At 71.0% G+C, this 22,977-nt stretch carries 20 protein-coding genes and 1 tRNA gene; 5 read left to right on the top strand and 16 right to left on the bottom strand.

What is annotated here, in order from left to right; translation table 11 throughout:
- Nucleotides 1-107: 107 nt before the first annotated feature.
- The 9 genes from cysN to HS041_RS00700 all read right to left on the bottom strand — a co-directional run bounded on the left by cysN (nt 108) and on the right by HS041_RS00700 (nt 8,922).
- Nucleotides 108-1,370 carry a sulfate adenylyltransferase subunit CysN gene (gene cysN / locus HS041_RS00660; protein WP_196438580.1) on the bottom strand — a complete coding sequence of 421 codons (1,263 nt, stop codon included), beginning with the start codon at nt 1,368-1,370 and terminating at the stop codon, nt 108-110.
- The gene (gene cysD / locus HS041_RS00665; RefSeq protein WP_196438581.1) at nt 1,370-2,284 is read right to left on the bottom strand and encodes a sulfate adenylyltransferase subunit CysD; all 915 of its coding nucleotides are present in this window, start codon (nt 2,282-2,284) and stop codon (nt 1,370-1,372) included. Before cysD ends, cysN begins: the two co-directional genes overlap by 1 nt.
- Nucleotides 2,285-2,319: 35 nt before the next feature.
- Nucleotides 2,320-3,123, bottom strand: a complete 804-nt coding sequence (locus HS041_RS00670) for a 3'(2'),5'-bisphosphate nucleotidase CysQ (protein ID WP_304609509.1) — start codon at nt 3,121-3,123, stop codon at nt 2,320-2,322.
- Nucleotides 3,123-4,481 (bottom strand): sugar transferase, encoded by a 1,359-nt coding sequence (locus HS041_RS00675; protein WP_230878371.1) that lies wholly within the window; start codon nt 4,479-4,481, stop codon nt 3,123-3,125. Before HS041_RS00675 ends, HS041_RS00670 begins: the two co-directional genes overlap by 1 nt.
- Before the next feature lie 226 nt (nt 4,482-4,707).
- On the bottom strand, nt 4,708-5,313 hold the full coding sequence (pth, locus tag HS041_RS00680; RefSeq protein WP_196438583.1) for an aminoacyl-tRNA hydrolase: 606 nt from the start codon (nt 5,311-5,313) through the stop codon (nt 4,708-4,710).
- Nucleotides 5,314-5,464: 151 nt separating this feature from the next.
- Entirely contained in the window at nt 5,465-6,094 is a 630-nt protein-coding gene (locus tag HS041_RS00685; RefSeq protein ID WP_196438584.1) for a 50S ribosomal protein L25/general stress protein Ctc, read from the bottom strand.
- 162 nt (nt 6,095-6,256) lie between these two features.
- Nucleotides 6,257-7,234 (bottom strand): ribose-phosphate diphosphokinase, encoded by a 978-nt coding sequence (locus HS041_RS00690; protein ID WP_196438585.1) that lies wholly within the window; start codon nt 7,232-7,234, stop codon nt 6,257-6,259.
- On the bottom strand, nt 7,231-8,685 hold the full coding sequence (glmU, locus tag HS041_RS00695) for a bifunctional UDP-N-acetylglucosamine diphosphorylase/glucosamine-1-phosphate N-acetyltransferase GlmU (protein ID WP_196438586.1): 1,455 nt from the start codon (nt 8,683-8,685) through the stop codon (nt 7,231-7,233). The genes HS041_RS00690 and glmU overlap by 4 nt, the downstream gene beginning before the upstream one ends.
- Before the next feature lie 165 nt (nt 8,686-8,850).
- Nucleotides 8,851-8,922 (bottom strand) — tRNA-Gln (locus HS041_RS00700).
- A 322-nt stretch (nt 8,923-9,244) separates the two neighbouring features.
- Between HS041_RS00700 and HS041_RS00705 the strand changes: the two genes are divergently transcribed.
- The 4 genes from HS041_RS00705 to HS041_RS00720 all read left to right on the top strand — a co-directional run bounded on the left by HS041_RS00705 (nt 9,245) and on the right by HS041_RS00720 (nt 14,322).
- A complete protein-coding gene (locus tag HS041_RS00705; protein WP_196438587.1) occupies nt 9,245-10,186 on the top strand; it encodes an acyl-CoA desaturase in 942 nt (313 codons plus the stop codon).
- Nucleotides 10,187-10,329: 143 nt separating this feature from the next.
- On the top strand, nt 10,330-11,325 hold the full coding sequence (locus HS041_RS00710; protein WP_374058814.1) for a TetR family transcriptional regulator: 996 nt from the start codon (nt 10,330-10,332) through the stop codon (nt 11,323-11,325).
- A gap of 62 nt (nt 11,326-11,387) precedes the next feature.
- Nucleotides 11,388-13,451 (top strand): RNA degradosome polyphosphate kinase, encoded by a 2,064-nt coding sequence (locus tag HS041_RS00715; RefSeq protein ID WP_196438588.1) that lies wholly within the window; start codon nt 11,388-11,390, stop codon nt 13,449-13,451.
- The gene (locus HS041_RS00720) at nt 13,444-14,322 is read left to right on the top strand and encodes an NUDIX hydrolase (RefSeq protein ID WP_196438589.1); all 879 of its coding nucleotides are present in this window, start codon (nt 13,444-13,446) and stop codon (nt 14,320-14,322) included. The genes HS041_RS00715 and HS041_RS00720 overlap by 8 nt, the downstream gene beginning before the upstream one ends.
- 45 nt (nt 14,323-14,367) lie before the next feature.
- Here the strand turns inward: HS041_RS00720 and HS041_RS39870 are convergent, their stop codons facing one another.
- Together HS041_RS39870 and HS041_RS00730 are read right to left on the bottom strand one after the other, a co-directional pair.
- Entirely contained in the window at nt 14,368-15,846 is a 1,479-nt protein-coding gene (locus tag HS041_RS39870) for a CYTH and CHAD domain-containing protein (RefSeq protein ID WP_196438590.1), read from the bottom strand.
- A 59-nt stretch (nt 15,847-15,905) separates the two neighbouring features.
- Nucleotides 15,906-16,685 (bottom strand): trans-aconitate 2-methyltransferase, encoded by a 780-nt coding sequence (locus HS041_RS00730; RefSeq protein WP_230878373.1) that lies wholly within the window; start codon nt 16,683-16,685, stop codon nt 15,906-15,908.
- Nucleotides 16,686-16,742: 57 nt separating this feature from the next.
- Here HS041_RS00730 and HS041_RS00735 point away from each other — a divergent pair, with 57 nt between their 5' ends.
- Complete coding sequence (locus HS041_RS00735) at nt 16,743-17,273, top strand: MarR family winged helix-turn-helix transcriptional regulator (protein WP_196438591.1); 531 nt, start codon at nt 16,743-16,745, stop codon at nt 17,271-17,273.
- 62 nt (nt 17,274-17,335) lie between these two features.
- Here the strand turns inward: HS041_RS00735 and HS041_RS00740 are convergent, their stop codons facing one another.
- From HS041_RS00740 to rsmA, 5 genes are all read right to left on the bottom strand, one after another.
- On the bottom strand, nt 17,336-18,265 hold the full coding sequence (locus tag HS041_RS00740; protein WP_196438592.1) for a CPBP family intramembrane glutamic endopeptidase: 930 nt from the start codon (nt 18,263-18,265) through the stop codon (nt 17,336-17,338).
- Entirely contained in the window at nt 18,262-18,816 is a 555-nt protein-coding gene (locus tag HS041_RS00745) for a PadR family transcriptional regulator (RefSeq protein WP_196438593.1), read from the bottom strand. The genes HS041_RS00740 and HS041_RS00745 overlap by 4 nt, the downstream gene beginning before the upstream one ends.
- A gap of 335 nt (nt 18,817-19,151) precedes the next feature.
- Complete coding sequence (locus HS041_RS00750) at nt 19,152-20,969, bottom strand: ABC-F family ATP-binding cassette domain-containing protein (RefSeq protein ID WP_196438594.1); 1,818 nt, start codon at nt 20,967-20,969, stop codon at nt 19,152-19,154.
- Between the two features lie 75 nt (nt 20,970-21,044).
- Nucleotides 21,045-21,947, bottom strand: a complete 903-nt coding sequence (locus HS041_RS00755; protein ID WP_196438595.1) for a 4-(cytidine 5'-diphospho)-2-C-methyl-D-erythritol kinase — start codon at nt 21,945-21,947, stop codon at nt 21,045-21,047.
- A gap of 87 nt (nt 21,948-22,034) precedes the next feature.
- A complete protein-coding gene (gene rsmA / locus HS041_RS00760) occupies nt 22,035-22,880 on the bottom strand; it encodes a 16S rRNA (adenine(1518)-N(6)/adenine(1519)-N(6))-dimethyltransferase RsmA (RefSeq protein ID WP_196438596.1) in 846 nt (281 codons plus the stop codon).
- Between the last annotated feature and the right edge of the window lie 97 nt (nt 22,881-22,977).

Below are 22,977 nucleotides of genomic sequence, written 5' to 3' on the forward strand. Positions count from 1 at the left end.
CCCCCATCGCGACGGGTGCCGCGGGGCGCGAGAGAGACGGGCGTCACGAGGGGCGGGGCGGCGGGCGTCCGGGAGCCGGGTCCGCGACCGGCCGTGGAGCCGCGGGGTTACCGGGCCTCGACGATCATCCCGGCGCCGACGGTGTTGTTGGTGACCTCGTCCACCAGGATGAAGCCGCCGGTGAGGCGGTTGCGCGCGTAGTCGTCAACGAACAACGGCTGGGTGACGCGCAGGGAGACGCGGCCGATCTCGTTCAGACCGAGCGTCTGGGCCGACTCGTCCCGGTGCAGGGTGTTGACGTCCAGCCGGTAGTGCAGGTCCCGCACGAGCGCGCGGGCCGTACGGGTCGTGTGCTTGATGGTCAGCTTGGTGCGCGGGCCCAGCTTGCTGGCGTCGGTCATCCAGCAGACCATCGCCTCCAGCTCTTGGGCGGCCTGCGGCTGGTTGTTCGGGCGGCAGATCATGTCACCGCGGGAGATGTCGATGTCGTCCTCCAGCCGGAGGGTGACCGACATCGGCGGGAACGCCTCGTCCACCGGGCCGTCGAAGGTGTCGATCGAGGCGATGCGGGTGCTCAGGCCGGACGGCAGGTGCGTGACCTCGTCACCGGGCTTCAGCACTCCTCCGGCGACCTGTCCCGCGTAGCCGCGGTAGTCGTGGAAGGCCGGATCGGTGGCCCGCTGCGGGCGGATCACGTACTGCACCGGGAAGCGCACGTCGACCAGGTTGCGGTCGGAGGCGATGTGCACGTTCTCCAGGTGGTGCAGCAGGGACGAGCCGTTGTACCAGGGCATGTTCTCCGACCGCGACACCACGTTGTCGCCGTGCAGCGCCGAGATCGGGATGAACGTCAGGTCGGGCGCGTTCAGCTTGGAGGCGAAGGAGGTGAACTCCTCGCGGATCTCCTCGAACCGCTCCTGGGAGTAGTCGACGAGGTCCATCTTGTTCACCGCCAGCACCAGGTGCGGCACCCGCAGCAGCGTCGTCAGGAACGCGTGCCGCCGGGACTGCTCCAGCACGCCCTTGCGCGCGTCGATCAGGATGATCGCCAGGTCCGCGGTGGAGGCGCCGGTGACCATGTTCCGGGTGTACTGGATGTGCCCGGGGGTGTCGGCGATGATGAACTTGCGCCGGGGCGTGGCGAAGTAGCGGTAGGCCACGTCGATCGTGATGCCCTGCTCCCGCTCGGCCCGCAGGCCGTCGGTGAGCAGCGACAGGTCGGTGTACTCGGTGCCGCGGTCGCGGGAGGTGCGCTCCACGGCCTCGAGCTGGTCCTCGAAGATCGCCTTGGAGTCGAAGAGCAGCCGGCCGATCAGGGTCGACTTCCCGTCGTCGACGCTTCCCGCCGTGGCGAAGCGGAGAATGTCCATCAGAAGTAGCCTTCCCTCTTGCGGTCTTCCATCGCGGCCTCGGAGGCGCGGTCGTCTGCCCGGGTGGCGCCGCGCTCGGTGATCCTGGTGGCGGCGATCTCCTCGATGATCTGCTCGACCGTCGCGGCGGCCGACTCCACCGCCCCGGTGCAGGTCGCGTCGCCCACCGTGCGGTAGCGGACGACGGCCTCGTAGACCGGCTCGTCCTCGCCGCGGGTGATCCACGGATTGTCGGCCAGCAGCATGCCGTCGCGCTCGAACACCTTGCGCGTGTGCGCGAAGTAGATCGACGGGATCTCGATGCCCTCGCGGCGGATGTAGTCCCAGATGTCCAGCTCGGTCCAGTTGGACAGCGGGAACACCCGGATGTTCTCACCCTTGCGGAGCCTGGCGTTGTAGAGGTTCCACAGCTCGGGCCGCTGGTTCTTCGGATCCCACTGGCCGAACTCGTCGCGGAAGGAGAACACCCGCTCCTTGGCCCGGGCCTTCTCCTCGTCGCGCCGAGCGCCGCCGAACACCGCGTCGAACTCGTTGTCCTCGATCGCGTCCAGCAGGGTGGTGGTCTGCAGCCGGTTCCGGGAGGCCCGGCGCCCGGTCTCCTCGACCACCCGCCCGGCGTCGATGGAGTCCTGGACGCTGGCCACGATCAGGCGCGCTCCCAGCTCCGCCACCCGGCGGTCGCGGAACTCGATCACCTCGGGGAAGTTGTGCCCGGTGTCCACGTGCATCAGCGGGAACGGGATGGGCGCGGGCCAGAACGCCTTCTCCGCGATGCGGAGCATGACGATGGAGTCTTTGCCCCCGGAGAAGAGCAGACACGGACGCTCGAACTCCGCCGCCACCTCACGCATGATGTGAATGGCTTCTGCTTCGAGGACGTCGAGCTGCGACGTGGTGTAGTCGCGCTGAAGCATCTGGCTCTCCTAGGCGGGGATGTGGGGATGTCCCTCTATCGGTGCAGATCCCGGATGCCGGCGAGCAACGTTGACGCCAGTTCCGGTAGGGAAATAAGAATATCCGGTAGTGAAGGGTCACCCTGGTTGTAGGTCAGGGTTGAGCCGTCGATCCTGCTCGCGTGGGCTCCGGAGGCCAGCGCCACGGCCACCGGCGCGGCCGAGTCCCATTCGTACTGGCCACCGGCGTGGACGTACGCCTCGACCTCACCGGTCAGCACCGCGGAGATCTTCGCGCCCGCCGATCCGATCGGCACCAGGACGGCGCCGGCGAGCTCGGCGAGCTTCTGCACGAACTCCGGCGGCCGGGTCCTGCTGACCGCGATCCGGGGGCCCTGCCCCTGCTCCCGCCACCGGGGCAGGACGGGCGGCTCCCCGGTGGAGAGGGTGCGCCCCTGGGCGGGCAGCGCCACGGCCCCCGCGGTGAGCCGCCCCTGCCCGCCGGTCTCCCCGCCGGTCTCCCCGTCGCGCTCCCACAGCGCCACGTGGACCGCCCAGTCCGCCCGGCCCTCCTCGGCGAACTCCCGCGTGCCGTCCAGCGGGTCGACGATCCACACCCGGTCGGCGCGGAGCCGCCGGGGATCGAGCCGCTCCTGCTGGGTGGCCTCCTCCGACAGCACGCTGTCACCCGGGCGGAGCCTCGTCAGCGCCTCCATCAGGAACCGGTGCGAGGCCGCGTCGCCCTCCTTGCGCAGGGCGGACGGATCGCCGAACCCCTCCCGCTCCCGCAGCGCCAGCAGCCTCTCGCCCGCCTCCGCCGCCAGGTCCCTGGCAAGGTCATGATCGTCGCGAATCGTCATCAGTACGCTCCAGCCCCTCGCGCGACAGCCGACCAAGTCTTCCACAGGATCTGAAGGTCCAGCGTGAGAGACCAGTTCTCCACGTAACGCAGGTCCAGACGCACCGATTCCTCCCATGTCAGGTCGGACCTCCCGCTCACCTGCCACAGGCCCGTCATGCCGGGTTTGACCAGCAGCCTGCGCCGCACGTCGTCCCCGTACCTGGCGACCTCCTCCGGCAGCGGGGGCCGGGGGCCGACCAGCGACATGTCGCCGAGCATCACGTTGATCAGTTGCGGCAGCTCGTCCAGGGAGCGCCTGCGGAGCCAGGCCCCGAGCGGGGTCACCCGCGGATCCTCCCGGATCTTGAACAGCACGCCCCGCCCGTCGCTCACCAAAGTGATCTTCCGCCTCTCGGCGTCGGCCTCCATCGTCCGGAACTTGTAGATCGTGAACATCGCTCCGTCCCGGCCCACCCGGGTCTGCCGGAACAGCACGGGACCCGGGCCAGACAGCCGGACCGCCAGCGCCAGCGCCAGCAGCAGCGGCGTCAGCGCGACCAGCAGCACTCCCGCGCCCAGCCGGTCGAACAGGTTCTTCACCACCTGCCGCAGGCCGACGAGCTCGGGATGGTCCACGTGCAGCAGCGGCAGGCCCGCCACCGGGCGGATCGTGGTCCGCGGCCCGGCCACCTCCATCAGCGCCGGGGCGACCACCAGGTCCGTGCGCGTCTTCTCCAGCCGCCAGGCCAGCCGCCGCAGCGCCGTACCGTCCATCTCCGGGCAGGCCAGCACCGCCACGGTGTCCGCCTCCGCCTGGCCGACCACCAGCGGCACGTCGGAGAATCCGCCGAGGACCGGCACCCCCGCGACGTCACCCCTGCCGGAGTACGGTGTGCAGGCCCCGACGACCTCCATCCCGTGGTGGGGCTCCCGGCGGAACCGCTCCACCAGCTCGGCGACGGCCGCGCGGTGACCCACCGCGACGACCCGCCGCATGCATCCGCCCCGTGCCCGCATGCGGTGCAGGAACCGGCGCAGGCCGTACCGCGCGAGCAGGGCCAGGACCGTGGTCAGCGGGATCGCCAGCACGACGTAACCGCGCGCCACCTCGGTCTTGGTCGCGTAGGCGCCGATGGCGAGGGCCGCGGTGAGCATGAACCCGCACTGGATGACCCGCTGGAACTCCTCGGACCCCAGGCCGATCAGACGGGGTTCGTACGCCCGGTTCAGCGCCACCAGGCAGACCCATACGACGGGCAGCGCGGCGCTCAGCACCACGTACGGCGTGACGTACGGCGTGACCTCCCCGAACCGCACGAAGAACGCGAGGGTCCCGGCCAAGGACGCGCAGCACAGGTCGGAGACCACGGCTCGCATCCGGTGCCCACCGACCCAGCCAGGCACCCGCGGGCGGACCACGGTCACAGGCCTAGGCCTTATGTGGACGACGGTCGCGTCGCGCACCGGCTCCCCCTGTGTAACCATTCGTATGCGTACAGTCATGGAATGGTAGCGACGGGGAGTCGGCGTCGAGGGCGGAAGCCTGAAACGTTTACCTCCGCGGACGCCGGACCGGACGCCCCGGTCCGGTCCGGCGGGAGCCCTACCGGGGCGGTCCGGAGAGCTTCAGGTCGCCGGCGTGGAAGGCGTTCTGGGTCGGCTCCAGGCCTACCTTGATCAGCGACTCCACTACGTCGGCGGCCCGGTCGACCAGGAAGGCCAGGTCCTTGCGCTCTGCCGTGGCGAAGTCCCGCAGGACGTAGGCGGCGGTGTCCATCCGGCCCGGCGGGCGCCCGATGCCGAACCGCACCCGCAGGTAGTCCTTGGTGGCCAGCGACTTCGTGATCGACTTCAGCCCGTTGTGGCCGTTGTCACCACCGCCCAGCTTGGCCCGGAGCGCGCCGTACGGGACGTCCAGCTCGTCATGGACGACGATCACCTGCGCCGGGGCGACCTTGTAGAAGTCGGCCAGCGCCTTGACCGGGCCGCCCGAGAGGTTCATGAACGACAGCGGCTTGGCCAGCACCGCGGGGACCCCCGCCAGCCGGCCCTCCAGCGCCTCGGCCCGCGACCGGTGGGCCTTGAACCGCCCTCCCGCCCGCGCGGCCAGCTCGTCCAGCACCATGAAACCCGCGTTGTGCCGGTTACCGGCGTACTCCGGCCCGGGGTTCCCCAGGCCCACGACCAGCCAGCGGTCCACGGTCGGCACCCCTCCGCATTCAACTCGTATCCAGTCCTACCCGCGTCAGCCCGCGGATGCGCGTCAGGGCAGCCCGGACCCGGACTGCCCCGACAGGCAGGGGGTGCCCCGCGGGCCCTCGCCGTGGCGAGGATCCGCAGAACACCCCCTGACGGAAGAACTACTCGCCGGCCTCGGCGGACGCCTCGGCGGCCTCGTCCTCGGCCGACGCCTCGGCGACCTCGCCCGCGGTGGCCTCGGTCTCGCCCTCCGGCTCGGCGGCCGGGGCACCGGCGACGATCAGGACCAGCGCCTCCGGGTCGGCGATCAGCGTGGTGCCCTTGGGCAGCTTCAGCTCGCCGGCGGTGACCTGCGTGCCGACCTCCAGGCCCTCGACGCTGACCTCGACGCCCTCGGGGATGTGGGTCGCCTCGGTCTCGACCGAGACCGAGACCATCTGCTGGTCCAGGATGCCGTCGGCGACCTCGCCCACGACGGTGACCGGGATGTCCACGGTGACCTTCTCGCCGCGCTTGACCAGCAGCAGGTCCACGTGCTCCAGGAAGCCCTTGATCGGGTCACGCTGCACGCCCTTGGGCAGCGCCAGCTCGGTGACCGCGCCCTGGAGGCGGATCAGCACGTTCGGCGTGCGCAGGGCGAGCAGGAGCTCGTGGCCCGGCAGGGACAGGTGCTGCGGGTCCGTGCCGTGCCCGTAGAGGACGGCGGGCACCTTGTGCTCGCGGCGGATCTTGCGGGCGGCGCCCTTGCCGAAGTCGGTGCGCGACTCGGCGGTGATGACTACCTCAGACACGGCGGATCTCCTAGGGATCGTCGACGGTGGAGAAGCGCGCTCCCCCTCACCCGCCCTAGCGGAAGGCGTTACGAGCGCGCGCAACCTGTACAGCCTATCGCGCCCCGCCGCACGCTTCGCCCGGCGGCGCCGAACCGGCCGCCGGGCACGTCACGCGACCGGTCAGCAGTCGCCTTCGAACATGCTCGTCACCGAGCCGTCGCTGAACACCTCGGTGATCGCGCGCGCGATGACCGGGGCGATCGAGAGCACGGTCAGCTTGTCGAACTTCTTCTCCTGCGGCAGCGGCAGCGTGTTGGTGACGATGACCTCCGAGACCCGGGAGTTCTTCAGCCGGTCCACCGCCGGGTCGGAGAAGACCGCGTGGGTGGCGGCCACGATCACATCGGTCGCGCCCTGCTCGTACAGCGCGTCGGCGGCCTTGCAGATCGTGCCCGCCGTGTCGATCATGTCGTCGATCAGCACGCAGGTACGGCCGCGCACCTTGCCGACGACCTCGTTCACCTTCACCTGGTTGGCGACGTCGAGGTCGCGGCGCTTGTGGATGAAGGCCAGCGGGGTGCCCAGCGTGTCGGCCCAGCGCTCCGACAGCCGCACCCGGCCCGTGTCCGGCGAGACGACCGTGGTGTTGCCCAGGTCGATCTTGTCCTTGAGGTAGTTGACCAGCACCGGCATGGCGAACAGGTGGTCCACCGGGCCGTCGAAGAAGCCCTGGATCTGCGAGGTGTGCAGGTCGATCGACATCAGCCGGTCGGCACCCGCCGTCTTGAACAGGTCCGCCATCAGCCGGGCCGTGATCGGCTCGCGGCCCCGGCCCTTCTTGTCCTGGCGGGCGTAGCCGAAGAACGGCATGACCACGGTGATCCGTTTGGCGGAGGCGCGCTTGAGCGCGTCCACCATGATCAGCTGCTCCATGATCCACTGGTTGATGGGCTCGGTGTGGCTCTGGATGACGAACGCGTCGCTTCCGCGGACCGACTCCTGGTAACGGGCGTAGATCTCACCGTTCGCGAAGTCGCGCAGCGTCGTCGGCGTGAGCTCCACTCCGAGATGCCTGGCCACCTCCTCCGCCAGCTCCGGGTGCGCGCGCCCCGAGAAGAACATCATCTTCTTCTCGCCGGTCTGCTTGATGCTGCTCATGTGGAGGTGCTCCCCTGCTGATCTCCGGCCTCGGCGGCACGCTGGGCCGCCTCGGCCGATCTGGTGCCCGGCCGCTTGCGCGCCGTCCACCCTTCGATGTTGCGCTGCCGCGCCCGTGCCACGCCGATCGCCCCCGCGGGGACGTCGCCGTCGATGACCGAGCCCGCGGCGGTGTACGCGCCGTCGCCGATGTTCACCGGCGCGACGAGCATGGTGTCGCACCCCACGAACGCATGGTCCCCCACGGTCGTGTGGTGCTTGTTGACCCCGTCGTAGTTGACGAAGATCGACGAGGCTCCGATGTTCACCCCGGCCCCGAGCGTGGCGTCGCCCACGTACGACAGGTGGGGGACCTTCGACCCCTCGCCCACCCTGGCGTTCTTCATCTCCACGTACGTCCCGGCCTTCGCCTTGCGGGCCAGCACGGTGCCCGGGCGCAGGTAGGCGTACGGCCCCACCGCGGCCTCGGGGCCGATTTCCGCCTCCACGCAGACGGCGTTGCGCACCACCGCGCCCTCGCCGACCACCGTGTCCGTCAGCGTCGTCGCCGGCCCGACCTCGGCCCCCTCCGCCACGGACGTACGGCCGTGCAGCTGCGTGCCCGGGTGCAGCACCACGTCCTGCTCCAGGACCACGTCCACGTCCACCCACGTGCTGTCCGGGTCCACCACCGTCACGCCCGCCCGCATGTGCCCCTCCAGCAGCCGGGAGTTGAGCACCCTGCGCGCGGCGGCCAGCTGGACCCGGTCGTTGACGCCCTCCACCTCGACGTGGTCGGCGGCGATGTGCGCGCCCACCCGGTGGCCGTCCTTGCGCAGGATCGACAGGACGTCGGTGAGGTACTCCTCGCCCTGGGCGTTGGAGGTGGAGACCCGTTTGACCGCGTCCGCCAGCAGCGCTCCGTCGAAGGCGTAGACCCCCGAGTTCATCTCCCGGATCGCCCGCTGCTCGGCGGTGGCGTCCTTCTCCTCGACGATCGCCAGCACGGCCCCGGTCGCATCACGGACGATCCGCCCGTATCCATAGGGGTCCGGCACCTCCGCGGTCAGCACCGTCACGGCGTTGCCGTCTTCCGCGTGCCGCTCCAGCAGCCCCGCGAGAGTTCCGGTGCGCAACATCGGCGTGTCGCCGTACGTCACCAGGACCGTGCCCGCGATCGGGCCGACCGCCTCCAGGACGATCCTGACCGCGTGCCCCGTGCCCTTCTGCTCGGCCTGGACCACGGTCTGCGCGTCCGGAGCGGTGAGCGCCAGATGCGCCCCGACCCGTTCCCGCTCGTGACCGATCACAACGATGAGCCGCTCGGGTTCGAGACCTCGAGCGGCGGCGAGCATGTGGTCGACCAGGGCGCGACCGCACAGCTCGTGCAGGATCTTCGGCGTTTTCGACTTCATCCGGGTGCCCTCACCTGCGGCGAGGACGATGACGGCGGCCGGGCGCGGCACACTCACGGACGAGGCTCCCTCGGCATCGCGGCTTAGACATGACGAAACGGGATGACGTACGGCTACCGCCAGGGCACCGCACCGTCACCCGCCCGACAACGTGAGGATACCTTCCCGTACGGGAACCCACCCAGCCGACCAGACAGGCAGCAAACCAGACAAAACCAACAGCTCCGGCACCAGGACTCGAACCTGGACAACAAGGACCAAAACCTTGGGGGCTGCCAATTACCCAATGCCGGATCGCCTTGACGGCCCGGACGAGGCCCGGACGTCTTCGATCCCTACCATACCGAAGCCCCCGGACACCGGCCTCTTCCGATTGGCGGCTCCTCCGCGGAGAACCGGGGGATTAGCGATCATTCGGGCGGGCACTCGTACACCGCCAGGCTTCCACCAGGCCAAAAGCGGGGGGCGCCGGGCCCGGCCACGCCATGATCCCCTCCCGGAACAGCCATTTTTCACTGTGTTGGCCGCGGAGGGATTCCTAACTTACCCTAGCGTAGGTTACGGTGGCGTAGCCGGACAAAAGGTCCATCGTTTTCCCAACCTCACGAGGTAGCGCATGACAGTCACCGCGGAGCGCTCTGCCCCCGGACCCAAACCCGACATCGACCCGGAGCCGAAGACCGTCCCCGAACTCATCACGTTCGGTGTGATCGTGGCAGCTCCGATCATCGCTCTGATCGCCGCCGTCCCGTTCGCGTGGGGCTGGGGGCTCGGCTGGAGCGACGTCGCGATCGCCACCGTCTTCTACCTGGTCTCCGGTCTGGGCGTCACCGTCGGTTTCCACCGTTACTTCACGCACGGCTCGTTCAAGGCCAAGCGCCCGCTCAAGCTCGCCCTGGGCATCGCGGGCAGCATCTCGCTGGAGATGTCGGTGCTGGACTGGGTGGCCACCCACCGCAAGCACCACAAGTTCTCCGACAAGGAGGGCGACCCGCACTCGCCGTGGCGGTTCGGACCGGGTTTCTGGTCGATGGCCAAGGGGCTGCTCTGGGCCCACATGGGCTGGCTGTTCGAGACGACCCGGGCCAACCGGGAGAAGTACGCGCCGGACCTGGTCAAGGACCCCGACATCATCAAGCTGCACAAGTGGTTCCCGACGCTGGCGATCACCTCGCTGGTGGCCCCGGCGCTGCTGGGCGGACTGCTGACCTGGTCGTGGTGGGGCATGCTGACCGGCTTCTTCTGGGGCACGGTGATCCGCATCGGGCTGCTGCACCACGTGACCTGGTCGATCAACTCCATCTGCCACGTCTTCGGCGAGGAGGCCTTCGAGTCGCGTGACAAGTCGCGCAACGTGTGGTGGCTGGCCATCCCGTCGTTCGGCGAGTCCTGGCACAACCTGCACCACTCGGACCCGACCTGCGCCCGGCACGGCGCGCTCAAGGGCCAGATCGACCTCAGCGCCGGCCTGATCCGCATCTTCGAGAAGCTCGGCTGGGCCTACGACGTCCGCTGGCCGACGCCCGAGCGGCTGGCGGCGAAGCGCGTCAATGCCTGACCGATCCGATGTCTGATCACACCGCGGGGGCCGCCGCGGCGGTCCTCGCGACGCCCGCACCGGCCGTCCCCGCACCGGCCGTTCCGGCGACCGGGACCGCCACTGTTGCCGTTTCGTCGGCGGGTGCCGCCATTATGGGACGTGTGAGCCAACCCCGACGACGCATGTCCGGCAAGGAGCGCCGCGAGCAGCTGATCCAGATCAGCCGGACCCTGTTCGCGGAGAAGGGGTTCGACGGCACGTCCGTCGAGGAGATCGCGGCGACCGCCAACGTCTCCAAGCCCGTGGTCTACGAGCACTTCGGCGGCAAGGAAGGCGTCTACGCGGTCGTCGTCGACCGGGAGATGCAGAAGCTGCTCGTCATGGTGACCGAGGCGCTGGCGGCCTCGCACGCGCTGGTGAAGCTGGAGCGCGCCGCGCTGGCGCTGCTGGCCTACGTCGAGGAGAACAGCGAGGGTTTCCGGATCCTGGTGCGCGACTCGCACGCGGCCTCGGGGACGGGCACGTTCGCCAGCCTGATCAACGACATCGCCAGCCAGGTCGAGGACGTCATGGTCGACGAGTTCGTCGGGCGCGGCTACGACCCGAAACTCGCGCCGATGTACTCCCAGATGCTCGTCGGGATGGTTGCGCTGACCGGCCAGTGGTGGCTGGACGTGCGCAGGCCCCCTCGCGAGGAGGTCGCGGCGCACCTGGTCAACCTGGCGTGGAACGGGCTGACCGGCCTGGACCCGCGGCCCCGGCTGACCGCCGGTTCCCGGACGATCGAGGAGCGGCGTCCGGTGCCCCCGCCCCGCCCGTCCGACAAGGAGCTGCGCGAGCGGGAGAAGGCCCGGGAACGCGAGCTCAAGGAGCAGGAGAAGATCCGCGAGCGCGAGCTGCGCGAGGCCGAGAAGCTGGCGCGGGAGCAGGAGAAGGCCCGGCTGCGGGAGCTGCGTGAGCGGGAGAAGATCCGCGAGCGCGAGCTGAAGGAGCAGGAGCGGCTGCTGCGCGAGCAGGAGAAGGCCCGGGAACGCGAGCTGCGCGAGGCGGAGAAGATCCGCCTGCGCGAGGCCAAGGCGGCCGAGCGGGAGGCCGCACGGCGCGCGAGGCTGGTCGATCGGGGCCTGGAACAGGAAAAACTTCACCTTCCCGAGTAAGCAACAGCGCCCGTTGAGCCGAAATTAACGTTCTGTTCAACAAAAGCGGGCATTGTGGTCATATGTCCGCCGAACCCGTGCATCCCACGCCAGAAGGGCCACCCCTTCCACAGGACCGCTTCCTCAACCGTGAGGAGAGCTGGCTCCAGTTCAACCAACGCGTCCTGGAGATGGCCGAGGATCCGGCGCTGCCGCTGCTGGAACGGGTCAGGTTCCTGGCGATCTTCGCCAGCAACCTGGACGAGTTCTTCCGGGTACGGGTGGCCGGGCTGAAGCGGCGGATGGCCACCGGTCTGCTGCTGCGCACCAAGAGCGGCCTCAAGCCCCGCGAGGAGCTGGCCAGGATCGCCGCGATAGCCGACGGGCTGGCGCAGCGGCACGCGACCTGCTTCCACGAGCTGGTCCGCCCGCAGCTGGCGGCGGAGGGCATCGGAGTCGTGCGCTGGGACGACCTGGGCCGCGAGGAGCGCACGGAGCTGCGCAGGCTGTTCCGCGAGCGGATCCGGCCGGTGCTGACGCCCCTGGCCGTCGACCCGGCCCACCCGTTCCCCTACATCTCCGGGCTCTCGCTCAACCTGGCCGTCACCGTGCGCAACCCGTCGACGGGTCACACGGTGTTCGCCCGGGTGAAGGTGCCGAGCCGGCTGCCCCGCTTCGTCGCGGCCTCCAAGGACCGGTTCGTCCCCTTGGAGGACGTGATCGCGGCCCATCTGGGCCAGCTCTTCAAGGGCATGGAGATCGTCGAGCACCACGTCTTCCGGGTCACCCGCAACGAGGACCTGGACGTGGACGAGGACGTCACCGAGAACCTCATGCAGGCGCTGGAGAAGGAGCTGCTCAAGCGGCGGTTCGGCCCGCCGGTCCGGCTGGAGGTGGAGGACACCATCACGCCCGGGGTGCTGGAGCTGCTGGTGGAGGAGCTGGGGGTGGCCGAGCACGAGATCTACCGGCTGCCCGGCCCGCTGGACCTGACGGGGCTGCACGCCATCGCCGACCTGGACCGGGGCGAGCTGAGCTTCCGCCCGTTCGTGCCCGCGGAGGTCGTGCATGTCGAGGACGACATCTTCGCGGTGCTGCGCGAGCGGGACGTGCTCCTGCACCACCCCTACGACTCCTTCGCCACGAGCGTGCAGCGCTTCATCGAGCAGGCCGCCGCCGACCCGGACGTGCTGGCCATCAAGCAGACGCTCTACCGGACCAGCGGCGACTCCCCGATCGTGGACGCGCTGATCGACGCCGCCGAGGCGGGCAAGCAGGTCGTCGTGGTGGTGGAGATCAAGGCCCGCTTCGACGAGCACGCCAACATCAGCTGGGCGCGCAAGCTGGAGCGGGCCGGGTGCCACGTGGTCTACGGCGTGGTCGGGCTGAAGACGCACTGCAAGCTGGCCCTGGTGGTACGGCAGGAGCCCTCGGGGGAACTGCGCAGCTACTGCCACATCGGCACGGGCAACTACAACCCGAAGACCGCCCGGCTGTACGAGGATCTGGGGCTGCTGACCGCCGATCCGCTGGTCGGCGAGGACGTCACGGACCTGTTCATCCACCTGACGGGTTACTCCAACCACTCGGCCTACCGGCGGCTGCTGGTCGCCCCGCACTCCCTCCGGGGCGGGCTGCTGGCCAGGATCGAGCGGGAGATCTCGCACCAGGAGGCGGGCCGTCCGGCCAGGATCAGGATCAAGACGAACTCCCTGGTGGACCAACCGGTCATCGACGCCCTCTACCGGGCGTCGCGCGCGGGCGTCCCGGTGGACCTGTGGGTACGCGGGGTGTGCACGCTGCGGCCGGGCGTCCCGGGGCTGTCGGAGAACATCCGGGTCAGGAGCGTGCTGGGCCGGTTCCTGGAGCACTCCCGGATCTACGAGTTCGGCCACGGCCGCAGGCCGGAGATCTGGATCGGCAGCGCCGACCTGATGCGCCGCAACCTGGACCGCCGGGTGGAGGCGCTGGTCAAGGTGGTCAGCCAGCAGCACCGGAGTTATCTCAGCGATCTGCTCGACCGGGCGATGGCGGAGGGTACGACCACATGGTGGCTCAACCCGGACGGGTCCTGGACCCGGCACCACGGTGACGACCTGCAGAGCCACCTGGTCGGCACCCGCAGGTGGAGGACCATCGATGACTGAGACCGGCGTCCGCCCGGCCGGCATGACCCGTGCCGCCGGGGCGGTGGTGTGGCGGGGTCCGGAGTCCGCGCCCGAGGTCGCGCTGGTCCACCGGCCGAAGTACGACGACTGGACCTTCCCCAAGGGCAAGCTGAAGCCCGGCGAGCACGTGATCGGCGGGGCGCTGCGCGAGGTGGCCGAGGAGACGGGGGTCTCCGCGGTGCTCGGCCGGTCGCTCCCGCCGGTCCACTACATGAAGGGCGGGCGGCTCAAGCGGGTCGACTACTGGCTGGCCCGCGCGGTCGCCGACGGGCCGCGCACCGCGGTCGGGGAGGTGGACCAGGTCGTCTGGCTGCCGCCGGAGGAGGCCCGGCGGCGGCTGACCTACGCCTGGGACGCCGAGTTGCTGGGCGCGCTCGCCGCCGTCCCGCTGGTGACCACGCCGCTGGTCCTGGCCCGGCACGGCAGGGCCGGGTCCCGCCAGGACTGGAAGGGCGACGACGACCTCCGCCCGCTGGACGAGACCGGCCGGTCGCAGGCCGAGGTGCTTGCGGAGGCGCTGTACGGCTACCGCCCGGCGGAACTGGTCAGCTCCCCGAGCCTGCGCTGCGTGCAGACGCTGGAGCCGTACGCCGGCCGGGCCGGGCTGGAGATCCGCCGGGAGCGGCTGCTCTCGGAGACCGGCCACGAGCCGCGTGCCTCACTGCGCCTGGTCCGCGAGGCGCTCGCCTCGGACCGCGCGATGGTGCTGTGCAGCCACGGCAAGGTGCTCCCGGAGCTGATCGCGGAGGTGATCGGCCGTCCGGGCGACGCGCATCTGCGCAAGGGCGCGTTCCTGGTGCTGCACCACGCCGCCGGCCGGGTCGTCGGCCTGGACCGCCACCTCACCTGAGGGTGCCGGCCGGGGCATGTGGCGCCTGAGCTCCGCGGGCCTCGCTCAGAGGAGCTTGGCGACGGCCTTGGCGGTCTTCTCCCACACTCGGGGGAACTCCTGGTAGGCGCGGTCGGCCCTGGCCCTCTCGATGCCCGTCAGGACGCCGTAGGTGAAGGTGTCCTCCCCCGCGAGCCTGGCCCGCCCGGCCTCGGCGGTCAGCCGTTCCTGGGCCACCACGCCGTCCTGGTGGACGCCCAGGACCTCCTGTACGGCCTCCGCCCTCTTGGCCAGCTTGGACATGCCGAGCACCTCGGCGGTGTAGCGGGCGCGTTTGGCGCTCTTGCGGACCTCGTGCATGGCGGTCCGCCGCTCACCGGGGTCGGCGATCTCCTGGACCGCGTGGTAGGCGCGCACCACCCGCCGCCAGCTCTTGGCGGCGACGGCCTCCAGGGTCGCGGCGGGCCTGGAGGCGGCCTTGGTGAGGACGGGCGTGGCGACCAGGTCGTCGAGGGCGTCGAGCACGGCGAAGTACCGTTCGCCGCCGAGCGCCTGCCTGATCCGGTCGTAGGCCTCGTGCTCGCCGTCGAGCAGGTCGGAGCCGAGCCGGGCCCGCACCGGACCCGTGATCAGCTCGCCGTCCAGGCCGTCGAGGGTGCGGGAGAAGCGTTCCCGGATGACCTCCAGGTCGCGTGCCTCGCCGAGGACCCCGCTCAGCCACCTGAGCTCGTCCTGGAGCGTCTCGGTGTCCTTGACGACCGTCTTGAAGGACTTGAGCGCGCTGCGCATCCGGCGGCAGGCGACGCGCATCTGGTGGACGGCGTCCCGCTCCGCCCGCCGTACCCGGGGGTCCTGGGAGAGCACCGCCGCGACCTGGGAGGAGAGGTAGCCGATGACGACCTCTCCCGCGCTGCCCTTGCCGGTCCTGGCGACCTCGACGCCGGGGATCTCGCGGGCGGCGGAGAGCAGGCGGGCGAGCTTGCTGGCCGATCCGGCGGGGCTCGCCCCGGCCTTGCGGAGCCGCTTGCCGACCTTGGCCAGCAGTTGCCCGTCGCCCTCGACGAGCTCGGCCTCGACCTCGCGCCAGCGTTCGACGTGGGGCTCCTGGCCCGGCACGGTGCCCTTGACCCGGTCGTCGGCGATCTCCACCAGCGCCACGCCGGCGCCGTTGCGCAGCACGGTCACCGAGCGGCGCGTGTCGAGCTCGGCGACCGGGGTGAGGGGGGCGCCCCGGGTGAAGGCGAGGACCAGGTCGGCCAGCTCGGGCGGGACGATCTTGACGCTCCGGGTGAGCGGGTGGGTGATCTCCTGCCGGACGCCCTTGGCCCTGGGCAGCTTGAGGTGCCATCCGGGGTCGGTGCCGCCCCTGCGCCGGCGCAGGGTGATGCCGCGGGCGGCGAGCCTGAGGTCGGGGGTGTCGAAGTAGACCGCGACGAGCTGGTGGGACCTGGGGCCGGCGATCTCGTCGCAGCCGGGCAGACCGGACAGGTCCGGGAGCTCGTAGTCCGCCGGGACGTCGAACTTGTCCTCGATCTCTAGCGCCACAGGTCAACCCCATTTGCACAGACATCTACTGCGTCACCGCAGTATTTATTGCTGCTCTCCTACCCGTCCAGAGCCGGTTTCCGCGCCACGACGAAGATCCGTCGGAACGGGAAGACGGTCCCGTACGGCCTGCGCGGGTAGGCGTCGTTCAGCAGGGCCGCGAAGTCGGCGAGGAACTCGTTGCGCTCGGGGGCGGGCAGGCGGTCGATCACGGGGCGCAGGGCCGTGCCGCTGACCCAGCGGAGCACGGCGTTCTCTCCCGGCAGGACGTGCATGTACGTCGTCTCCCAGGCGTCCACCTCGCAGCCGAGGGCGGCGAGCTGCTCGAGGTATTCGGCCGGGCTGCCCACCGGCTCGTGCCGGACCAGGTCGCCGAGCCATTCGAGCCACTTCGTCCGGCACAGGTCGCGCAGGAGCACGTGGCTCGGAGCGTCGAAGTTGCCCGGCACCTGGAAGGCCAGCCACCCGCCCGGGGCGAGTGCCCCGACCCAGCGCGGCAGCAGCTCCCGGTGCTCGGGCACCCACTGCAGGACGGCGTTGGAGACCAGGACGTCGACCGGGCGCTCGGGGGTCCACTCCATGACGTCGCCGACGGAGAAGGAGAGCCGCTCTCCCGCCGGCGCCTTGTCGACCATCGCGGGTGAGGAGTCGAAACCGTGCACCTCTGCCTCGGGCCAGCGCCGGGCCAGCTCGGCGGTGAGGTCTCCGGTGCCGCAACCCGCGTCGACGACGTATGCCGGATGCCGGGCGGCTATCCTGCCGACGAGATCGAAGAACGGACGCGACCGCTCGTCGGCGTAGCGGTCGTAGATCTCTGGGTCCCACATATCTCTTGACATCAAGATAATTGATATCCCCGGAGATATCTCGATGTCAAGAAAGCTAGACTGCGTGTCATGACCCCGCACCACCCCGACCAGGCCGAGGACGAAGTCGATCGCCTGGTCGCGGCCTGGCGGCAGGAGCGCGACGACCTCGACGTCGAGCCGCTCCAGGTGCTCAGCCGCGTCTCCCGCCTGGCCCGCCACCTCGACCGCGCCCGCCGGGCCTCGTTCGCCGAGCACGGGCTGGAGCCCTGGGAGTTCGATGTGCTCACCGCCCTGCGCCGGGCCGGCAAGCCGTACGAGCTGAGCCCGGGAGCCCTGCTCCGCGCCACCCTGGTCACCTCCGGAACGATGACCAACCGGATCGACCGCCTCGCCGCGGCCGGCCTCGTGCGGCGCCGCCCCGACCCAGAAGACCGGCGCGGCGTCCTGGTCTCGCTGACCGAGGCCGGGCGCGAGCGCGTGGACGACGCCTTCACCGACCTGCTGCGCCGCGAGCGCGAGCTGCTGGCAGGCCTCGGACAGCATGAACAGCAGACCCTGGCGGGCCTGCTGCGCACGCTACTCATCCCTTTTGACGCGACCGACACCGGAGCGCACTGAAGTACTCTGCCCGATCGCCCGGGTCTAAACGCGATCGAGAACGAACCGGTCGCCTTCCGTGCTCACGTCCCGGCGGGACCGCCGCCCCGGTTCCGGCGGTGCAGGAGGAAGAGTCCGGCCCCTCCGAAGAGGAGGATCGAGACGACCGAGTTCCCGGCGACGCCGAACAGCGCGTCGCCGTGGCCCTCGAAGTCCAGGTGGCCGTTGACCAGCAGCGGGGTCGTGAGCGCGTTGCCGACCGTGTGGAGCACCACACCGGGCCAGATCGAACCGGTCCGCACGCGCATCTCACCGTAGAGGACGGCCATCACCACGATGCCCGCGAGGAAGGTCGGCAGGTACCACGACCACGGCAGCGTCGTGCTCCGGCGGAAGTCCGCCTGGGACATCCAGACCGTGTACAGCGGAAGGTGCCACAGCCCCCAGACCAGCCCGACGAGCGCATGCGGCGCGACGCCGCGCAGGCCGAGGGCCATCGCGGTACGCGTGCCGTAGCCGCGGAAGATGAACTCCTCCAGCAGGTTCTTGACCACCAGGAAACCGAGCGCGGTGGCGAAGGCGACGGGGAGGGACGGTCCACCGGCGGACGGGGTCACGGAGAACGTCGCGACACCGGCGGCCGTCGCCGCCGCCACCGAGACGGCGGCCGTGACCGGGGAGAACACCGCCGCGAACGCGAACCAGCGGGTCCGGTCCGCGAACCGCAACGTGAGCCCCAGAGGTCCCGCGCCGTCCCGGCTGAGGAAGTACAAGGCGAGCGCGGTCAGCGCCGGGACGGCGATCCACAGTCCCTGCCCGTTCGTGCCGCCGCTCGCGGAGGTCACGCTCCCGGTGCCGGCGGCTTCCCCGGTGGCCCGGTCCAGGGCGACGAAGAGCCAGCCGCCGCCGACGGTGACGGCCGAGAAGACGGCGAAGTTGATCCAGGCGCGGAGACGCGGGACCGGACGGCGCGGCTCCGCGGCGTCCACGACATCGGCTGACGCGGTCGTCATGATTCTCCGTTCGCAGGGGTTTCCTCGAGGAGGGCGAGGGCCTCGTCGGCCCAGGCGATGACGCCTTCGGCGCCGTGCCTGCCGGCGGAGACGGTCGTCAGGACGTAGGGCAGGTCCGCGGAGCCCTCCTCCTCGGCGGAGAGCGTGCGGGCCAGGGCGTCGTATTCGGCCAGGCTCCGCTCGGCGTCCGCCTTCGCCTCCAGCAGCAGCTCCCGGCACTTCCGCACGCCCAGGGTCCGGCCGAAGAACAGCCGCAGCAGGAGCCCGTTGCGCGGAGGCACCGCCGTGATCGGCTCGCTCAGCAGTTCTCGCAGGCGCGCGGTGCCGGAGTCGGTGATGACGAAAGTCGACGAGCCGGAGCGCGGCCCCTCGCGGCGTTCCACATGTCCCTGTTGTTCGAGGGCGCCGAGCGTGGGATAGATCTGCCCGAAGCTCTCGCTCCAGAAATGCCCGAGCACGTCCCGGATGGCCTCACGCAACGCGTAGGCCGTCATCGGCTGCATGCTCAGCGCCCCCAGGACCGCCGTCTCCGTCTGGCTCCGCCGTGCCATCGACACCCCTCTCTCTATCAGATATATCTAACAGAGATATTTGGTGAGGGCAAGCCTCCGGCCCGGGGGAGTCGAGGGGTCCTCTCCCGCATCGGCTCCTGCCGGTCCGGTCGCACGAGGGTCGAAGGACGCGCTGCGTCTCGTTCTCCGCCGGCTCGGACGGTCGGCCGCGGTCCAGCGGCGCCACGAGGCCCGCGACGCCGCACGGGAGGGGCCGCCGCACGGGAGGGGCCGCCGGACCGAGGTCGTCCGGCGGGTTCTCGGCGGCCTTCAGACCGCGAAGGCCGCCGTCGAAGCCGTCACCGAGGCCGAGGCTCTCGCCGTACGGCGAGGAGTCACTCGCCGAGGCGCTCGGCGACCTCCAGCCACTCGGCCTCGACGGTGTCCTTCTCCGCGTGGACGGCCTTGAGCTCGGCGTCCAGCTCGGCCAGACGGCCGTAGTCGGCGGCGGCCCCGGCCATGGAGTCGTGCAGCTTGGCCTCGCGGGCGCCCAGCTTGTCGAGCTGGCGCTCCAGCCGGGAGAGCTCCTTGCGCAGCTCGCGCTCCTCCTTGGCCGAGAGTCCGGGCTCCGCCGCCGGGGCGGTGGCGGAAGCGGCGCCCGCCCCCGAGCCGGTGCCCGTGCCCGAGACGGAGGCCGCGCGGGCGGACAGCGCCCCGCCGGAGGCGCGCCGCTGGAGGTACTCGTCCACCCCGCCGGGGAGCATCGAGAGCCTGCCGTCGCCCAGCAGGGCCACGCAGCGGTCGGCGACCCGCTCCAGGAAGTAGCGGTCGTGGCTGACCAGGATCAGCGTGCCCGGCCAGCCGTCGAGCAGGTCCTCCAGCTCGTTGAGCGTCTCGATGTCGAGGTCGTTGGTCGGCTCGTCGAGCAGCAGCACGTTGGGGTCGTCCATGAGCAGCCGGAGAAGCTGCAGGCGGCGGCGCTCGCCGCCGGACAGGTCGCCGACGACCTTCCACTGCGCCTCGCCCTTGAAGCCGAGCCGCTCCAGCAGCTGGGAGGCGGTCCACTCCTTCTTTCCGACCTGGACGAACTTGCGGATCTCCTCGACCGTCTCCAGCACCCGGCGGGTGGGGTCGAGCTCGGCGAGTTCCTGCGAGAGGTGTGCCAGGCGGACCGTCTTGCCCCGCACGATCTTCCCCGAGTCGGGCTGGACGGTGTCGGCGAGCAGGCGCAGCAGCGAGGACTTGCCCGAGCCGTTCACGCCGATCAGGCCGATCCGGTCACCGGGGCCGAACTGCCAGGTGCAGTGGTCCAGCACCAGCGGGCCCTGGCCGGGGCCTCCGGCGTGCAGGGTCACGTCCTCCAGGTCGTAGACCGTACGGCCCAGCCGGGCGGCGGCGAACTTGACCAGCTCGACGCTCTCGCGGACCGGGGGCTCGTCGGCGATCAGGGCCTGGGCCGCGTCGATACGGAACTTGGGCTTGGAGGTGCGGGCGGGCGGGCCGCGCCGGAGCCAGGCGATCTCCTTGCGCATGAGGTTCTGGCGCCGGGCCTCGGAGGCGGCGGCGATGCGGGCGCGCTCCGCCTTGGCCAGCACGTACGCGGCGTAACCGCCCTCGTAGCGCTCGACCGCGCCGTCGACGACCTCCCAGGTGCGGGTGGAGACCGCGTCCAGGAACCACCGGTCGTGCGTGACGACCAGCAGCGCGGTCTTCCGGGCCGACAGGTGCCTGGCCAGCCAGTCGATGGCCTCGATGTCGAGGTGGTTGGTGGGCTCGTCGAGGATGATCAGGTCGTGCTCGCCGATGAGCAGCCTGGCCAGGGCCGTACGGCGGCGCTCACCACCCGACAGGCTCCGGGCCGGGGCCGTCAGGTCGATGTCGCCGAGCAGGTTGGCGAGGATCTCCCGGACGCCCGCGTCACCGGCCCACTCGTGCTCGGCCCGGCCGCCGAGGACGATGTCCGCCACCGAACGCGCCGGATCCAGGTCGTCGCCCTGGGACAGGGTGCCCACGTGCAGGCCCCGGTTGTGGGTGACCCGCCCGGAGTTGGGCTTGAGATCCCCGGCGATCACCGAGATCAGCGTCGTCTTGCCGCCGCCGTTGCGGCCGACGACGCCGATGCGGTCGCCCGCCTCGATGCCGAGGGAGACGTCCTTCAGCAGCGGCTTGGGGCCGTAGGAGTGGGAGACGGACTCAAGGTTGACCAGATTCATCGTGGGACAAGGGTATCCAACGACCGCACACGCTCACTCCGGCGCTCGCTCAGAGCCGGGACCGCCGGGACGCGCTCACACCACCGTGGGGCCCGGGACCGGGCCGTGGGCGACCAGGACGTCACGGGCGACGCCCGCGTCCCTGAGGGAGGCGGCCAGGGCGGCGGCGTGGGCTTCGGACTCGGCCAGGAAGGCGCAGGTCGGGCCGGAGCCGGAGACCAGGGAGCCCAGGGCGCCGTGCTGGCGCCCGGTGTCCAGCGTGCGGGCCAGGGAGCCGCGCAGCGACAGGGCGGCCGGCTGCAGGTCGTTGGTGAGCTCGGCGCCGAGGGCCTTGGCGTCGCCGGCACGGAGCGCGGCCAGCAGCGGCTCGCTGGTCCGGGGCGGCGCGGCCTGCTCGCCGGCCGTCTCGCGGACGCGGTCGCACTCTCCGTAGACTTTCGCCGTGGACAGCCCCTCGTCGGCGAGGGCGAAGACCCAGTGGAACGTTCCGCCGACCTCGAGGGGGGTCAGCCGCTCGCCCCGGCCGGTGCCCACGGCGGTCCCGCCCAGCAGCGCGAACGGCACGTCGCTGCCGAGGTCGGCGGCGATCTCCATCAGGTCCTCGACCGGCAGGCCCAGCCCCCACAGCTCGTTGCAGGCGACCAGGGCCGCGGCGGCGTCGGCGCTGCCGCCCGCCATTCCGCCCGCCACCGGGATCGTCTTGCGGATGGCCAGGCTCACGCCGTACGAGCGGCCCGCGTGCCGGGCCAGCGCGACGGCGGCCTGGATGGCGAGGTTGTCGTCGTTCTCGGGTACCTGGTCGGCGGACTCGCCCTCGACCCGGACGCTCATCCCGCTCTCCGCCGCGGCCGTCACCTCATCGAAGATCGAGACGGCGTGGAAGACGTTCACCAGGTCGTGGTAACCGTCCTCGCGGAGCGGTCCCACCGCCAGCTGCAGGTTGACCTTGGCGGGGACGCGCACGGTCACCGAGTCCATGGATTCCCCTCGGAACGCTCGTTGGTCACGATGTCCGATCGTAACGGGACCGCCTTCCCCTCTACGCCAACAGATCGACAAGTCGCACTACGGGCGGCTCTCGGCGATCCTGGCGAAGTCTTCGACCGTGAGCTGCTCTCCGCGCGCCGAGGGGTCGATCCCGGCCGCGCGCAGGGCCTGCTCGGCGGCGGCGGCCGTACCGGCCCAGGAGGCCAGGGCGGCCCGCAGGGTCTTGCGGCGCTGGGCGAAGGCGGCGTCCACGACGGCGAAGACCTCCTCGCGGGTGGCCCGGGTGGACGGCGGCTCACGGCGGGTCATGGCGACCAGACCGGAGTCCACGTTGGGGACGGGCCAGAAGACCGTGCGCCCGACGGGGCCGGCCCGGCGGACGTCGGCGTACCAGGCGGCCTTGACCGAGGGGATGCCGTAGATCTTCGACCCCGGTGCGGCGGCCAGCCGGTCGGCGACCTCCGACTGGACCATGACCAGCACGTTCCGCAGCGAGGGCAGGGTCTCCAACAGGTGCAGCACCACCGGCACCGAGACGTTGTAGGGCAGGTTGGCGACCAGCGCGGTCGGTTTGTCCGGCGGCAGCTCCTCCGGCCGGACGCGCATGGCGTCGGCGAGCACCACGGTGAGCCGCTCCGCCAGCTCGGGAGCGCGCTCGGCGACGGTCAGCGGGAGCTGGGCGGCGAGAACCGGGTCGATCTCCACCGCGACCACCGCCCGGACCTCGGGCAGCAGCGCGAGCGTCAGGGAGCCCAGGCCCGGGCCGACCTCGATGACCACGTCGTCGGGGCGCAGCCCGGCGACCCGGACGATCCGGCGGACCGTGCCGCCGTCGATCACGAAGTTCTGGCCGAGCTTCTTGGTCGGCCGGATATCGAGCCTCTCCGCCAAATTACGTATTTCCACGGGTCCGAGAAGGCTCATGCTTGTTCCTTGCCCGACGGCTCGGAACCGGCGTTCGCCGGGCCGCCGCACCTGCGGGCCCGCCCGCAGCCGCACCCGCCCCGCTCGATCACGTTCT

The sequence above is a fragment of the Planomonospora sp. ID67723 genome (genome assembly GCF_015711605.1).
Taxonomy (GTDB): Bacteria; Actinomycetota; Actinomycetes; order Streptosporangiales; family Streptosporangiaceae; genus Planomonospora_A.

Coding starts and splice junctions, on each gene's coding strand:
- cysN (WP_196438580.1), bottom strand. CDS start 1,370: ATGGACATTCTCCGCTTCGCCACGGCGGGAAGCGTCGACGACGGGAAG.
- cysD (WP_196438581.1), bottom strand. CDS start 2,284: ATGCTTCAGCGCGACTACACCACGTCGCAGCTCGACGTCCTCGAAGCA.
- HS041_RS00670 (WP_304609509.1), bottom strand. CDS start 3,123: ATGACGATTCGCGACGATCATGACCTTGCCAGGGACCTGGCGGCGGAG.
- HS041_RS00675 (WP_230878371.1), bottom strand. CDS start 4,481: ATGCGAGCCGTGGTCTCCGACCTGTGCTGCGCGTCCTTGGCCGGGACC.
- HS041_RS00690 (WP_196438585.1), bottom strand. CDS start 7,234: ATGAGCAGCATCAAGCAGACCGGCGAGAAGAAGATGATGTTCTTCTCG.
- HS041_RS00705 (WP_196438587.1), top strand. CDS start 9,245: ATGACAGTCACCGCGGAGCGCTCTGCCCCCGGACCCAAACCCGACATC.
- HS041_RS00715 (WP_196438588.1), top strand. CDS start 11,388: ATGTCCGCCGAACCCGTGCATCCCACGCCAGAAGGGCCACCCCTTCCA.
- HS041_RS00720 (WP_196438589.1), top strand. CDS start 13,444: ATGACTGAGACCGGCGTCCGCCCGGCCGGCATGACCCGTGCCGCCGGG.
- HS041_RS00730 (WP_230878373.1), bottom strand. CDS start 16,685: ATGTCAAGAGATATGTGGGACCCAGAGATCTACGACCGCTACGCCGAC.
- HS041_RS00735 (WP_196438591.1), top strand. CDS start 16,743: ATGACCCCGCACCACCCCGACCAGGCCGAGGACGAAGTCGATCGCCTG.
- HS041_RS00740 (WP_196438592.1), bottom strand. CDS start 18,265: ATGACGACCGCGTCAGCCGATGTCGTGGACGCCGCGGAGCCGCGCCGT.
- HS041_RS00745 (WP_196438593.1), bottom strand. CDS start 18,816: ATGGCACGGCGGAGCCAGACGGAGACGGCGGTCCTGGGGGCGCTGAGC.
- HS041_RS00750 (WP_196438594.1), bottom strand. CDS start 20,969: ATGAATCTGGTCAACCTTGAGTCCGTCTCCCACTCCTACGGCCCCAAG.
- HS041_RS00755 (WP_196438595.1), bottom strand. CDS start 21,947: ATGGACTCGGTGACCGTGCGCGTCCCCGCCAAGGTCAACCTGCAGCTG.
- rsmA (WP_196438596.1), bottom strand. CDS start 22,880: ATGAGCCTTCTCGGACCCGTGGAAATACGTAATTTGGCGGAGAGGCTC.